Here is a 14,030-nt window from a genome sequence, read left to right as displayed (position 1 = left end):
CGAGCCTTCAACCCGACTCAGCGATGCTCACGCTCGTAAGCCTCGATCCGGTCCACCTTGGGCTGCGAGCGACCGCCGGGCTCATACTCGTTACTCAGGAAGCTCTCGACGATCGTCTTGGCCAACTCGATACCGATGACGCGCGCGCCCATGGTGACGATCTGGGCATCATTGCTCTTTCGAGCGCGCTCGGCGGAGTAGGTGTCGTGAGCCTGGGCGGCGCGAATGCCGGCCACCTTGTTGGCGGAGATCGCCACGCCAATGCCGGTGCCGCACATCAGGACGCCGCGATCGTAGCGACCCTCGGCAATCGCCTCCGCGACCTCGATCGCGATGTCCGGATAGAGCACCGGCTTCGCCTCGTGGGTGCCGAAGTCCTCGACTTCGTGCCCCAGCGCCCGGACATGCTCGATCATCGCCTGCTTCATCTCATACGCCGCCTCGTCACACCCCAGCGCCACTCGCCACTGCTTTGCCATCACTCACCTCCCATGCTCTCAATGGCGTCGAACGTCGACGGCGTCATCATAGCCACACATTGTTCATATGAACAACAACATCTCATATGAGCAAAAAGTCGTGTATCAAACGGCGTCACCGACGCAAGAATCGGCGCCAAAGCCGCTGGCAAGCCGAGAGAATCACGCTCGAGCCACGAGATGGAACGATGCGATATCACCACCAAAGTCGCATATCCTCGCCCTTTCCGGTCGCTATGATGGTCCCGAACGCCATAGACAACCAAATGTGCACCATCGGATCATATTTTCATCAGGCCAGATCCGGACAGCGATCGTCCATGGCCTGGCACACATCTCAATCGCCGGGAGCGTCGGCCATGACACGTCTTTACAACGATCCTGTGAATTTCGTCGACGAAGCGACCGAAGGATTCGTCGCCGCGCATGCGCAGCGGGTCTGCCAGGTACCTGGCGGGGTCATCCGCAGCACCCGCAGCGAACCGGGCACCGTCGCCGTCGTCATCGGCGGCGGCTCCGGCCACTACCCCGCCTTCGCGGGGCTGGTCGGCCAGGGCCTGGCGCATGGCGCGGTAATGGGCAATCTGTTTGCCTCGCCGTCGGCACAGCAGGTCTACAACGTCTGCAAGGCAGCCAACAATGGCGCCGGCGTGCTGCTCAGCTTCGGCAACTACGCCGGCGACGTGCTGCATTTCGGCCAGGCCCGGGAGCGCCTGATCCGCGAGGGCATCCCCTGCGAGATCGTCGCGGTCATCGACGATGTCTCCAGCGCCGGCCAGGACGAGCTGCACAAGCGCCGCGGCATCGCCGGCGACCTGACCGTCTTCAAGATCGCAGCGGCAGCGGCCGAGGCCGGCTATTCGCTGGAGGAGGTCGTACGCGTCTCCCGCGCGGCCAACCTGCGCACCCGCTCCATGGGCGTGGCATTCGACGGCTGCACGCTGCCGGGTGCGAAGGATGCGCTGTTCCACGTACCCGCCGGCAAGATGGCGGTGGGCCTGGGCATCCACGGCGAACCGGGGATCAGCGAGCAGGACGTTCCCAGCGCCGACGCTCTCGCCGAGCTACTCGTCTCTCACCTGATGGAGGAGATCCCGGACGGGGTCGGCAGTGTCGAGGGGGCCAAGGCCTCGGTGCTGCTCAACGGCCTGGGCTCGATCAAGTACGAAGAGCTGTTCGTGGTCTATCGGCGGGTCAATCAGTTGCTGACGGAGGCCGGCCTGGAGATCGTCGAGCCGGAAGTGGGGGAACTGGTCACCAGTCTCGACATGGCGGGCGCCTCGTTGACACTGTTCTGGCTCGACGACGAGCTGGAGCGGTTGTGGAAGGCGCCGGCCGATGCGCCAGCCTATCGCAAGGGCAGTCTCGAGGCCGCCCCGCCCATCGACGCCTCCCAGCTGGACATCCCGGATGCCGATGCCATTCCACCCGCCAGCGAAGCGTCGATCGCTACCGCGCGCTGCCTCTACCAGGCGTTGAGCGCGACGCGCAAGATCATCGACCAGAAGGTGGAGGAGCTGGGGCGACTCGATGCCATTGCCGGGGATGGCGACCATGGCATCGGCATGCAGCGCGGGGCGGTCGCCGCGGAACTGGCCGCGGAAGACGCGGTGAGCCGCAGTGCCGGGGCCGGCACGCTGCTGCGCATGGCCGCCGAGGCGTGGTCGGATCGCGCAGGCGGCACCTCCGGCGCGATCTGGGGCGTCATGCTCAATGCCCTCAGCGTGACGCTCGGCGACGACGACGCGCCAACCCCGGCGCACTATGCCGAAGGCATCACCAAGGCCAAGAATGACGTGATGGCATTCGGCAAGGCCAAGCTGGGCGACAAGACGCTGGTCGATGCGCTGGCGCCGTTCAGCGAGGCGCTCGAACAGGCGGTGGATGCCGGCGACGATCTGGCGACGGCATGGCGCAAGGCCGTCGAGGCCTGCGAAGCGGCGGCGACCGCCACCTCCGAGCTCCGGCCGAAGATGGGGCGCGCCCGCCCGCTGGCCGAGAAGAGCCTCGGCACGCCGGATCCCGGCGCGGTCTCGCTCTCCCTGATCGTCGCCGCCATTCAACCCGTCATCGACCGGTGATCCCGTTCTCGATGGCCCAAGGCTAGACAACCGCGAGGACGCCATGGCTCAAGCCCCGATCACCCTGGGCATCAGCTTCAAGATGTACTTCGGCTATGCCCAGACCCTGGAGTGGTGTCGCCGGATCGCCACCCTTCTCGCCCATCACCCGGCCGTCGTCGACGGCCGGGTGTCGCTGTTCGTGCTGCCCAGCTTCCCGGCGCTCGCCCCGGTGCTCGATTGCTTCGCCGACACGCCAATCGGCGTGGGTGGCCAGAACCTGTATCAGGCACCACCCGGCGCTTATACTGGCGAGGTGAGCGGGGCCATGCTGGCCGAGATGGGCTGTCGTTATGTCGAGATCGGCCATGCCGAACGCCGGCGCCTGTTCGCGGAAGATGACGCTGTCGTCGCCACCAAGACACGGATCGCCCTGGCGCAGGGGCTGATACCGGTGCTCTGCATCGGTGAAGCCGACCATGGCGAGCCGCGCGATGCCATTGCCGACTGCCGGCACCAGATCGACTCGGCGCTGTCGCTGGTAACGCCGGATCAGCGCTCGCAGCCGCTGGTGGTCGCCTATGAACCGCACTGGGCGATCGGCGCCTCGGAACCGGCGTCACTGGCGCACATTGCAGCGGTCTGCCAGGGGTTGCGGGATCACCTCTCCACGCACCCGTCTGCTAGGGTGATCTATGGTGGCAGCGCCGGCCCCGACCTGTTGACCCGCCTGGCGGGAAAGGTCGATGGTCTGTTCCTGGGGCGTTTCGCCCACGATCCGGCCGCGTTCGAGGCGATCGTGAACGAAGCCTCGCTGCTCGCGTCAAACGGATCAGCCGCGGGGAGCGAATCCTCCGCACCGGATTGACCATCCGCGCTAAACTGAACAGCCACGTTAGACTTGATGCCACGTTAGACTTGATTGTCGTGTCGAACCGAGTGCCAGATCGCGTCTCGCGACATCATCCATTTACGATCTAGGGGATCCGAAAGCCAATGCCATCTCGTCGTCAGCTAGCCAACGCCATCCGCGCGCTTTCCATGGACGCCGTGCAGAAGGCCAACTCCGGCCACCCCGGCATGCCGATGGGCATGGCCGATATAGCGGAAGTGCTGTGGAACGACCATCTCAAGCACAACCCCGCCAACCCGGACTGGGAAGATCGCGACCGTTTCATTCTCTCCAACGGTCACGGCTCGATGCTGCACTACTCGCTGCTTCATCTGACCGGTTACGACCTGCCGATGAAGGAGCTCGAGAACTTCCGCCAGTTGGGTTCTAAGACCCCCGGTCACCCGGAACACGGTTACACGCCCGGTATCGAGACCACCACCGGGCCGCTGGGCCAGGGCCTGGCCAACGGTATCGGCATGGCCATCGCCGAGCGCACTCTGGCGGCGCAGTTCAACCGTGACGGCCACGAGATCGTCGACCACCGCATCTGGGTCTTCGCCGGCGACGGCTGCCTGATGGAGGGGATCAGCCACGAGGCGTGCTCGCTGGCCGGCACCCTGGGCCTGGGCAACCTGACCGTGTTCTACGACGACAACGGCATCTCCATCGATGGCGAGGTCGAGGGCTGGTTCACCGACGACACCGCCAAGCGCTTCGAGGCCTACCACTGGCACGTGGTGCGCGACGTCGACGGCCACGACGCCGAGCAGATCAACGCCGCCATCGAGGAAGCCAAGCGTGTCACCGACAAGCCGACCCTGATCATCTGCAAGACCGTGATCGGCTTCGGTTCGCCCAACAAGGCGGGCAAGGAGGAGAGCCACGGTGCCGCCCTCGGCGAAGACGAAGTCGCGGCCGCGCGCAAGGAGCTGGGTTGGGAATATCCGGCGTTCGAGATTCCCGACGACTACTACGCGGCGTGGGACGCCCGCGAGCAGGGCCAGAAACGCGAAGCCGAGTACGACGCCAAGCTGGCGGCTTACGAGCAGGCCTACCCGGAACTGGCCAAGGAGCTGAAACGTCGCTACAACGGCGAGCTGCCGGCCAACTTCGACGGCGATGCCCTGATCAAGACGGCGCAGGAGAAATCCGAGACCACCGCCTCGCGCAAGGCCTCGCTGGGCGTCCTCAACGAGCTGGGACCGGACCTGCCCGAGCTGTTCGGCGGCAGCGCCGACCTCGCCCCCTCCAACCTGACCCTGTGGAAAGGCGCCAAGGCGATCAGCAAGGAAGACTTCGACGGCGGCTACCTGCACTACGGCGTGCGCGAGTTCGGCATGGGCGCGATCGCCAACGGCATCGCCACCCACGGCGGCTTCATTCCCTACGACGCGACCTTCCTGGTGTTCATGGAGTACATGCACAACGCCGTGCGCATGTCGGCGCTGTCGCATACCCGCATCATTCACGTCTTCACCCACGACTCCATCGGTCTCGGCGAAGATGGTCCGACCCACCAGCCGATCGAGCAGCTGGCCGACCTGCGCAATCTGCCCGGTCTGGCAACGTGGCGCCCGTGTGACGCCACCGAAACGACGGCGGCCTGGGTCGAGGGCCTGAAGCGGGAGAAAGGCCCCACGGCGCTGATCTTCTCGCGCCAGGATCTGCCGGCCCAGCCGCGCGACGACGAGCAGCTCAAGCAGATTCGTCGCGGCGGCTACGTGCTCAAGGAAGCCGAGGGCGGCAAGCCGGAGCTGATCCTGATCGCCACCGGTTCCGAAGTGGGCCTGGCGATGGACGCCGCCACCGAACTCGAGGGCAAGGGCAAGAAGGTCCGCGTGGTCTCCATGCCCTGCACCAGCGCCTTCGACGAGCAGGACGAGAGCTATCGCGAGTCGGTGCTGCCGGGCGACGTGCGCAAGCGTCTGGCGGTCGAAGCCGCCATCCCGTCGACCTGGTACAAGTACGTGGGCCTCGATGGCGACGTCATCGGCATGACCACCTATGGCGAGTCCGCCAAGGCCGGCGATCTGTTCAAGCACTTCGGTTTCACGGTCGACAAGGTCGTCGCCCGCGCCGAGAAGCTGCTGGGCTGATCGTTACACCCGACAGCGTCCAACCAGACGCCCGGCCTGCTGGCCGGGCGTTTTTCGTTGTTGACACTGGTGGCGAGGGTATTATCGGCCGCCCTGATGCTCTCGGCTGCCGAGGAACGCTCCGGTCTCAGCCAGCGCTCAATCGGACTTGTCGTCGACCCGGGTCGCCTCGTCCAGGCGCAGAATGGTGTGGGCGTTGGTGACGCTGGTGGCGAGGGTGTCGATCACCCCGGTGCGCAGCGCGCCGAGGATACCGGCCGCCTTGGTGTTCTCGGCGGCGATGGCGATCACGTCGGGGATCCGCGCCAGATCGGTGATGGTCAAGCCGATCACGCGGCCCTGCATCGGCGTCATCGACGGCCGACCGTAGATGTCGATGAAGTCGTAGCCCATCATGTCGCCGACCGTGCCGGAGAGGCGCGCCTCGGCAGTCTCCTGGGGGGTGAACCAGCCCATCCGCACCATGTTGCTGTTCTCGCTGAGATCGCCGATGCCGATCAGGGCGAGGTCGGCGCGCCGGGCGCGATCCAGGGTCTGGCGAATGGTCGGGTTCTCGTACATGGCGTCGCGCAGCTCGAGGTTCTGCACCAGCGCTGGCGCGTAAAGCGTCTCGCTGTCGCCGCCGAACTTGATCGCCAGGCGGCGGCAGATATGGTCCGGATTCATGTACTCCCCCGCCCGCACCGAACCGCCGATGGCGCAGACGAACGAGCACTGCCGCTGCCCCTGCTCGAACACGTTGTCCGCCACCGCACCGACATTGCGCCCCATGCCGACGGCGACGATCGCCCCCTCGCTCAGCTGCCGCGAGAGATGATCGGCCACCAGGCTGGCCACGTTGGCGCGCTGAACGTCGGCATCGGCGTGATCGAGCGCGATCAGGGCGCGCTTGACCCCGAAGCGCCGTTTCAGCGCCTGCTCGATCTCCGCGCTGACGGCGGGATGCTGGCGCACACGAACGTCGACGATGCCTTCCGCCTGCGCGCGCTTGAGCAGGCGTCCCGCCTTGACCCGCGAGATCCCCAATCGATTGGCGATGACCTCCTGGGTCTCACCCTCGGTGTAGTAGAGGGTGGCGATTTCCGTCATCAGAGCGATATCGGCGTTCTCGTTGCGCTCGTTCATGCACGCTTCCATAGTTTGAGAAGATCGAGTGTTGAGAAGATCGGTCTTGAACGGCCCGTGACGGGCGCGTCCCACCCTCGCCCAGCCGGCCGCTTCGACCGGCTCACGATACCACAGGGTCCACCGCGTTCGACTTTCTCGCGCGCCGTGATCGGCGTAGACTATCGGCGGATTGCGGTTCGCCGCGATCGGTTCTCAGGGCGGGGTGCAAGTCCCCACCGGCGGTAATGATGCGGCGTGAAAAGAACGCCCGTATCTCAGCCCGCGAGCGCTCGAAGGCGTCGCCTTCGAGGTCAGCAGATTCGGTGAGACTCCGAAGCCGACGGTGATAGTCCGGATGAAAGAGAACGGTTCCCTTGCAACGACGATTCGGTCAGCCGCGCGGCTGTCGGTGACATTCACCGTTCGCCCCCACGCCAACCGCCTCCCGTGACTCCCAAGCGGATCCGAAGCCCTGATTCTGGTTAACGTGACTTCGGTCACCGATCAATAGGAAACGACCATGAATCAGCCCTATCCGCCGCAGCTCTCGCCGCAGACGCTGTCGCAACGCATCGCCTTCATTCGTGCCGACTGGCACGGCGATATCGTCGGCAACTGCCACGCTGCCTTCCTCGAAGCGGTCGCCGAACGCGGCTTTGCCACCGAGCAAGTCGATACCTTTACCGTCCCCGGCGTGTTCGAGATTCCGCTCCAGGCCAAGCTGCTGGCCAAGAGCGGCCGCTACGCCGCGATCGTCGCCTCCGGCTTCGTCGTCGACGGCGGCATCTATCGCCACGACTTCGTCTCCACCGCCGTGATCGACGCACTGATGTCACTGCAGGTCGAACAGGAAGTGCCGGTGCTCTCCGCGGTGCTGACGCCGCACCACTTCCATGAGCACGAGGCGCATCTGGGGTTCTTCCAGCAGCACTTCCTCACCAAGGGACGCGAGGCCGCCGAGGCGTGCCTGACGACGATGGAAAACCTCAGTCAGGTGCGTAAGCTGAGCGTCGACTGAGCGCCCACCAGTGTCATACTGAAGAGCCCACGCCATCCCCGATGGCGTGGGCTTTTTCGTTCCGTTTCACCCGTTCGACGGGGGATCAGGTCAGCTCTCGACGGCGACCTGGCGCCGACTCCTCACCCGCAGATAGATCGCGAACGCCAGCGACACGGCGATCAATACCCACAGGCACACGGCGATCGGACTCTTGGTGAAGAAGATCGAGTAGTTGCCGTATGACTCCAGGCTCTTGACGAAATAGACCTCTGCCGACTTGCCGAGAATGAAGCCGATGATCAGCGGCACCGTCTCCAGTCCGATCTTGTGGGCGACCCAGCCGAACACGCCGAAGATCAGCAGCGTCCAGACATCGAACATGATGCCGTAGTTGATGGCGTAGGCACCGACGACGCACATCATGATGATCAGCGGATAGAGAATGTACTTCGGCACCTCGATGACCCTGGCGATATGGCGGATCGCGAAGTACATGATGCCGAACATCAGCACGTTGGCCGCCAGCAGCGCGATGATCATCAGGTACCAGGTATCGAGGTTGTTGCCGATGAACAGCGGGCCGACCTGGATGCCCTGGAGCGTGAACGCGCCGATCAGGATCGCGGTGGTGGAGTCCCCGGGGATACCCAGCGACAGCAGCGGCACCAGCGCACCACCGGTCAGCGCGTTGTTGGAGGACTCCGACGAGACGATCCCCTGCGGGGCGCCCTTGCCCATCTGCGAGGAGTCCCGCGAGAAATTCTTCTCCTGGCTGTAGGCCAGTACCGAAGCGGCACTGCCCCCCACGCCCGGCAGGATCCCGACGAAGGTGCCGATGCTCGAGGAGCGTATCAGGTTGGTTAGTTGGCCCTTGAACACGCCGAACCGGAACTTGGCACCGTTCTTGAGCGAAATCGGCCCCTGGCCGGTCTCGTCCCTGAACCCCTTTTCGGCATCCAGCAGCACGGTGGTCAGGCCAAAGATACCGATCAGTACCGGCAGCAGCGAAAAGCCGTCGATCAGGTAGTACTGCATGAAGTCGAACATCAGCCGCGGCTCGCCGTTGCCACCCTCGGTGATCGAGTAGGTGCCGATCAGGCTCAGCCACACCCCCAGCACGCCGCTGAACACACCCATCAGCATGTTGGAACAGAGCGAGGCGATGACCGTCAGCGCCAGCAGGATGATCAGGAATTTCTCGACGTAGGAGAACTTGATCGCGAAGTCCGCCAGCAACGGCGCGAAGAAGAACAGTACCGCGGCGCTGAACAGCCCGCCGAAGACCGAGGCGACGATCCCGATCTTGAGCGCGCGCTCGCCCTCGCCCCGCTTGGCCATCGGATAGCCGTCGAAGGTGGTGGTGATCGACGATGGCGTGCCGGGGATGTTGATCAGTACGGCCGGCACCATCCCGCCGGAAATGCCGCCGACGTAAAGCCCCAGCAACAGCGCGATGCCGTTCTCGAGGCCGAAGGCGTAGGTCAGCGGCAGACAGACCGCCACCGCCATGGTGGCGGTCATGCCGGGGATCGCGCCGAAGATGATGCCGATCGCGGTCCCCGCGGCGATCAGCGCGAAGAACATCGGCGTGAGATGAGACAGAATATCCATGAAAGACGTCTCCGGCAGTCAGGGCGAAGGAGTTGGGGGCCAGCGGCTCAGGGCAGGGTGATGCGGAAAAGCTGTGCCAGCACGTACCAGGCCAGCGTCGGTGCGATCAGCGCATTGAGCACCAGGATGACCCACAGGCGCCGCGTCGGCCGATCCACGTACAACAGCGAGAGCAGAAACACGAACAGCACCGACATGATCAGAAAGCTGTAGCCGGTGTTGGGAAACACATCGCTCAACACGCCCATCAGGTAGAAGTAGGCCGTGGTCAGCGCCAGCGTGCCGAAGAAGCGCCGGTGGTCGAAATCGCCCTCGCGCCCGGCCAGAACGCGCCCCGCGTGCTTGAGCCCCGGCACCAGCCGCCGGTAGCGAGTGATCAGGATGATCGCCAGCAGTACGACCAGAATCCAGGTGACGATTCGCGGAAAGAAGAGATGCGATTGGTCGAAATCGATGGTCACATCGAGCAGCGACAGCCATTGGCTTTCCATGGAAAGCGGCTCCTGCGCCGGGTCATCGCCGGCAGTCTCAGTGGTGGGAACGAGCCGTACCGGCCGACGTCAGTCGGCCGGTACGCGACAGGATCAACCTTTCAGGTCGTTGATGATGGTCTTGTACTGGTCGTTTTTCTCTTTCAGGTAGCTGGCCGCTTCCTGGGAAGGCTTGAAGTCCGGCACGAAGAACGAGCGCTTCTGCTGCTGCTGGATCTCGCCCTCGTCGTAGATCTCCGCCAGCGCGTCGTCGATACACTGGATCGCGGCGGGATCCATGTCCTTGTTGTAGAGGAAGAAAAATTCCTTGTCGAAAGTGAAGTCCTGGTCGGCCGTCATCGGCACGCTGACATTCGGCGTCACGTACTGCAGCAGCTGCTCGCGCGTGGTATCGCCCATGCCCGCTTCGTCGGTCTCGGCGATGGTCTGCTCGCGCGCGGTGATCCAGACGAAGCGCATCGCCTTCTGATCATCCGCCGGCAGTTGGGTGTACTGCTCGTTGGCCTGCACCGAGCCGTTGATCACGTCCACCGCCCCGTCGAACAGCAGCTGGTTCTTGTCCGCCTGGGAGCCGGTATTGACGGCAACGATATTGCCCTCCTTGCCGGGATACTTCATGCGCACGGCATTCTTGAGCGCCGAGAACCCGATCTCCGAGACGCTGCCCGGCTGGATCGCGACCTTGATCTGCTTGCCATCGCCCGCGGCCTCGATGATGTCGCTCATCGACTGATAAGGGGAATCCTTGGGCACCAGATAGGCGTTGCCCGGATTGATGGCGATGGTCGGCCCGACGATGAACTTGTCGAAGATATCGGGATAGCCGTTCACCCCGTAGAGATTGCCCAGGTAGGCGCCATCGTGAAAGATCATCACGGTGTTGCCGTGACGGCTGCGCTCCAGCGCCTGGAAGCCGGGCATCACCCCGACGGCATCGACCTTGGCGTTGATATCGAGCTTGTCCGCCAACTGATCCACCACGATGCTCGAGTTCTGGTAAGTGTCGCCCCCGGTAGAGGTCGAGCCGATCACCACGCGCAGGTTGCCCGGCAGCGGACAGTCGTCGGCGGCTTGTGCCGAGGCCGACATCCCGATGGCGGCACTGGCCACGACCGCCAGACAGGTCTTGCTCCAAATCGCTTTCATGACACGTCTCCCTCATACCGTTGCCCACTCGAGTGGCGCGACTCGCGCCGCCCTACCCCGGTGGGGACAAAATGATAGCGTTATCATCGAACACGTCTTGCACGGTAATGAAGGCGACTTTGTCAGACAATTCAACTTAAGTCCCCAGACCAAGGTCGCATGCCGTCGGTCGGTGCAACTCCCTGAAATCGAGGCAGAAAAAAAGCCCGGCGATGGCCGGGCTTCGGAGATTCCGTGGCGTCCTGCGTCCAGCGTCGATCCCGGACCCGGGATCAGGCGACGGTGACATCCTTGGAAAGGTAGACATCCTGAACCGCGTTGAGCAGTTCGATACCCTCGTTCAGCGGCTTCTGGAACGCCTTGCGCCCGGAGATCAGGCCCATGCCGCCGGCACGCTTGTTGATGACCGCCGTACGAACCGCTTCGCCCAGGTCGGAGTGCCCCTTGGAGCCACCACCGGAGTTGATCAGTCCGGCGCGCCCCATGAACGAGTTGGCCACCTGGTAGCGGGCCAGATCGATCGGGTGATCGCTGGTCAGCTCGCTGTAGACCTTGTCGTGGGTATGGCCGAAGCCGATCGCCTTGTAGCCGCCGTTGTTCTCGGGCAGCTTCTGCTTGACGATGTCGGCCTTGATGGTCGCCGCCAGGTGCACCGCCTGGCTGGTGAGGTCGGAGGAGACGTGGTAGTCGACACCATCCTTCTTGAACGCCGGGTTGCGCAGGTAGGACCACAGCACGGTGACCATGCCCAGCTCGTGAGCGCGCTCGAAGGCTTCGCTGACTTCCTGGATCTGGCGACGGCAGTCCTCGGAACCGAAGTAGATGGTGGCGCCGACCGCGATGCAGCCCATGTCATGGGCCTGCTCGATCTGCGCGAACATGGTCTGTTCGTACATCGCCGGCAGCGTCAGGCTCTCGTTATGGTTGAGCTTGAGCATCATCGGGATCTTGTGCGCATAGCGTCGCGCCACCGAAGAGAGCACCCCCAGCGTCGAGCAGACGCAGTTGCAGCCGCCCTGCAGGGCCAGCTCGACGATGTTCTTGGGATCGAAGTACATCGGGTTGGGAGCAAACGACGCACCGGCCGAGTGCTCGATGCCCTGGTCGACCGGCAGGATGCTGAGGTAACCGGTACCGCCCAGGCGACCGGTATTGAACAGCGTCTGCAGGTTACGCATCACGTGCGGGCTGCGATCGGTGTCGGAGAAGACGCGATCGACGAAGTCGGGGCCCGGCAGATACAGGTCTTCTTTCTTGAAGCCCGTGCAGGTATAGCTGAGTAGGCTGTCTGCTTCCTTGCCCAGCAGCTTGGCAATATCGGTCATGTTGCTTTTCCTCTGTCCTCAAGATGGATCATCCGGGAAATCTCGACTTGGGCCGCTTCCCTGTCTACCAAAGATGGCTAACCGATAATGGCTGCGTGGCATGGTCTCGACCCGCTGCCCGTGGCGCCAGCTCCCCTCTCTATCGCGGCGATCATCGACTAGCCGTTGAGAGCGTGTTCACCCAATGGCTGCACCCGACAATACGGCGTATCGGCCTCAAAAGGAGCATTGACCCTCGGGTACGATTACGCCTCGCCCGCTCCGTCTGCGCCGATCCTGCCTGGTCCTGTCTTCGCTCACCGAATTTGTGCACACCCTCTAAGGAAACACCGCAAAATTGTCCGCGCTTCCAGAGATCACCGCCAAGAATAAGCGACTATGCGCCGCAGTTCACGCCCATGCACCATTTCTGCATCGCCTGTCTGCTCGATCGGACGCCCTGACGGGGGCCGTCCCAGATTGTCACGTTTCGTATCCCGGCGACGGCTGAAAATCGTCATGGGAAAGTCTTGAGCGCCGGCCGGGGTCAGAGCGGCGGGTCAGGTCGACGGGACGACGCCAGGCATTTGCTATGATGCTCGTCCCTCACGCGATGCGAGATTGTCAGGATGTCCGTTCTGCGCGGCTTTTTATGGCTGCTGGTCTTTCTGCTACTGGGACAGGCCGCGGTGGAGCTGTTCCATCTCCCGATCCCCAGCGGCGTCATCGGGATGCTGTTGTTGACGCTCTTCTTCGGCTACCGGGGTGGCATGAACCCGGATGTCGTCCACGTCAGCCAGCCGCTGATCGCGATGCTGGCGCTATTGATCATGCCCGGTGTCGTCGAGATATTCTTTGTCGCCGGCCGGTTCGCGGACCAGGGGATCGCCATCGTGACCGCGCTGATCGCAGGCACGCTGCTCAGCGTGCTGTCGAGCCTGCTGCTGATGCGGCGCTATCTACCCGCGAGCGACGTTCCGGGGAATGCCGGCGATGAATGAGTGGCTCGAGCGGCTTTCGCAGCTGCCGCAACAGTGGTTCGACTCCCCGGTCGCCGCCATCGCGCTCACGCTCGGCGCCTATTTCCTCGGTATCCGCCTGTTCAAGCTGATGCATCGGCCCACTTGGTGCCCGCCGATGCTGATCGCGGCGCTCCTGATCGCCGCGGTCATCGCGCTATTGCCCATCGGCATCGACGATTACAACCGCGGCGCCGGCTGGCTCATGCTGCTGCTGGGCCCGGCCACCGTCGCGCTGGCGGTGCCGCTCTACCAGCAACTGCCGCAGATTCGCGCGCTGTGGAAGCCCATCATGCTGACGCTGCCGCTGTCGGCGACCCTGGCGGCCTGCTACGCCGTGATCATCGCCGCCGTCATGGGCGCGCCGCCGGAAGTGCTCGCCTCGCTGGCGCCCAAGTCGGTGACCTCCCCGATCGCGCTCGGACTGGCCGAAGAGCTCGGCGGCTCCCGGGCACTGCTGATGGGGGCACTGCTGACGACCGGCGTCACTGCCATTTTCGGCGTGGAGTGGCTCAGCCGGGTCCTGCGCATTCGCGACCCCCGACTGATCGGCCTGGCACTGGGCATCAACGGACACGCCCTGGGCACGGTGCGCGCGTTCGAGATCAGCAGCGTCGCCGGCGCGTTCGCTTCGCTGGGCATGAGCCTGACGGGTGCCTTCACTGCCATCGTGCTACCTCTCGTCTGGCATCTGTTCGACTGAGCATCGCGGCGTGCCCCCAATCGATGCCTGACAGCGACGCAGATCCCGCTACGCTGTTAGTCAGGCCGTCGCCTGCAGCGACGGTCGCGGCAAGGAACGCCGGACACGGCAACGCCTCG

12 protein-coding genes and 1 riboswitch are annotated in these 14,030 nt (G+C 64.1%); of the genes, 6 read left to right on the top strand and 6 right to left on the bottom strand.

Features of this window, described 5'->3' with window-relative positions; all coding sequences use genetic code 11:
* Window positions 1–17: 17 nt before the first annotated feature.
* The gene (rpiB, locus tag AAGT95_RS09240) at window positions 18–479 is read right to left on the bottom strand and encodes a ribose 5-phosphate isomerase B (protein ID WP_110601270.1); all 462 of its coding nucleotides are present in this window, start codon (window positions 477–479) and stop codon (window positions 18–20) included.
* A gap of 359 nt (window positions 480–838) precedes the next feature.
* On the opposite strand from rpiB, the gene AAGT95_RS09235 reads away from it, so the two are divergent.
* From AAGT95_RS09235 to tkt, 3 genes are all read left to right on the top strand, one after another.
* A complete protein-coding gene (locus tag AAGT95_RS09235; protein ID WP_342596282.1) occupies window positions 839–2,560 on the top strand; it encodes a dihydroxyacetone kinase family protein in 1,722 nt (573 codons plus the stop codon).
* Between the two features lie 43 nt (window positions 2,561–2,603).
* Window positions 2,604–3,407, top strand: coding sequence for a triose-phosphate isomerase family protein (locus AAGT95_RS09230; protein WP_342596281.1), 804 nt, complete (start codon window positions 2,604–2,606; stop codon window positions 3,405–3,407).
* A 128-nt stretch (window positions 3,408–3,535) separates the two neighbouring features.
* On the top strand, window positions 3,536–5,530 hold the full coding sequence (tkt, locus tag AAGT95_RS09225; protein ID WP_342596280.1) for a transketolase: 1,995 nt from the start codon (window positions 3,536–3,538) through the stop codon (window positions 5,528–5,530).
* 138 nt (window positions 5,531–5,668) lie between these two features.
* On the opposite strand, the gene AAGT95_RS09220 is transcribed toward tkt, so the two are convergent.
* The gene (locus AAGT95_RS09220) at window positions 5,669–6,655 is read right to left on the bottom strand and encodes a sugar-binding transcriptional regulator (protein WP_110601278.1); all 987 of its coding nucleotides are present in this window, start codon (window positions 6,653–6,655) and stop codon (window positions 5,669–5,671) included.
* A 187-nt stretch (window positions 6,656–6,842) separates the two neighbouring features.
* Window positions 6,843–7,008: riboswitch (FMN riboswitch) on the top strand.
* 149 nt (window positions 7,009–7,157) lie between these two features.
* Here AAGT95_RS09220 and AAGT95_RS09215 point away from each other — a divergent pair.
* Window positions 7,158–7,655 (top strand): 6,7-dimethyl-8-ribityllumazine synthase, encoded by a 498-nt coding sequence (locus tag AAGT95_RS09215; protein ID WP_110601280.1) that lies wholly within the window; start codon window positions 7,158–7,160, stop codon window positions 7,653–7,655.
* A gap of 90 nt (window positions 7,656–7,745) precedes the next feature.
* Here AAGT95_RS09215 and AAGT95_RS09210 read toward each other — a convergent pair whose 3' ends face one another.
* From AAGT95_RS09210 to AAGT95_RS09195, 4 genes are all read right to left on the bottom strand, one after another.
* Complete coding sequence (locus tag AAGT95_RS09210) at window positions 7,746–9,248, bottom strand: tripartite tricarboxylate transporter permease (RefSeq protein ID WP_342596279.1); 1,503 nt, start codon at window positions 9,246–9,248, stop codon at window positions 7,746–7,748.
* Between the two features lie 47 nt (window positions 9,249–9,295).
* Complete coding sequence (locus tag AAGT95_RS09205; protein ID WP_110601284.1) at window positions 9,296–9,739, bottom strand: tripartite tricarboxylate transporter TctB family protein; 444 nt, start codon at window positions 9,737–9,739, stop codon at window positions 9,296–9,298.
* Between the two features lie 93 nt (window positions 9,740–9,832).
* Window positions 9,833–10,885, bottom strand: a complete 1,053-nt coding sequence (locus AAGT95_RS09200) for an ABC transporter substrate-binding protein (protein ID WP_110601285.1) — start codon at window positions 10,883–10,885, stop codon at window positions 9,833–9,835.
* Window positions 10,886–11,157: 272 nt separating this feature from the next.
* Window positions 11,158–12,210, bottom strand: coding sequence for a class I fructose-bisphosphate aldolase (locus AAGT95_RS09195; protein ID WP_110601286.1), 1,053 nt, complete (start codon window positions 12,208–12,210; stop codon window positions 11,158–11,160).
* Window positions 12,211–12,818: 608 nt separating this feature from the next.
* Between AAGT95_RS09195 and AAGT95_RS09190 the strand changes: the two genes are divergently transcribed.
* Both AAGT95_RS09190 and AAGT95_RS09185 read left to right on the top strand, forming a co-directional pair.
* The gene (locus tag AAGT95_RS09190; protein WP_342596278.1) at window positions 12,819–13,190 is read left to right on the top strand and encodes a CidA/LrgA family protein; all 372 of its coding nucleotides are present in this window, start codon (window positions 12,819–12,821) and stop codon (window positions 13,188–13,190) included.
* On the top strand, window positions 13,183–13,911 hold the full coding sequence (locus tag AAGT95_RS09185; RefSeq protein WP_110601289.1) for an LrgB family protein: 729 nt from the start codon (window positions 13,183–13,185) through the stop codon (window positions 13,909–13,911). The genes AAGT95_RS09190 and AAGT95_RS09185 overlap by 8 nt, the downstream gene beginning before the upstream one ends.
* Window positions 13,912–14,030: the final 119 nt, after the last annotated feature.

This window comes from Salinicola lusitanus, assembly GCF_038648475.1.
Lineage (GTDB): Bacteria > Pseudomonadota > Gammaproteobacteria > Pseudomonadales > Halomonadaceae > Salinicola > Salinicola lusitanus.
Note: the sequence above shows the minus strand (reverse complement) of the source record. Positions and strands in the feature narration are given on the sequence as shown.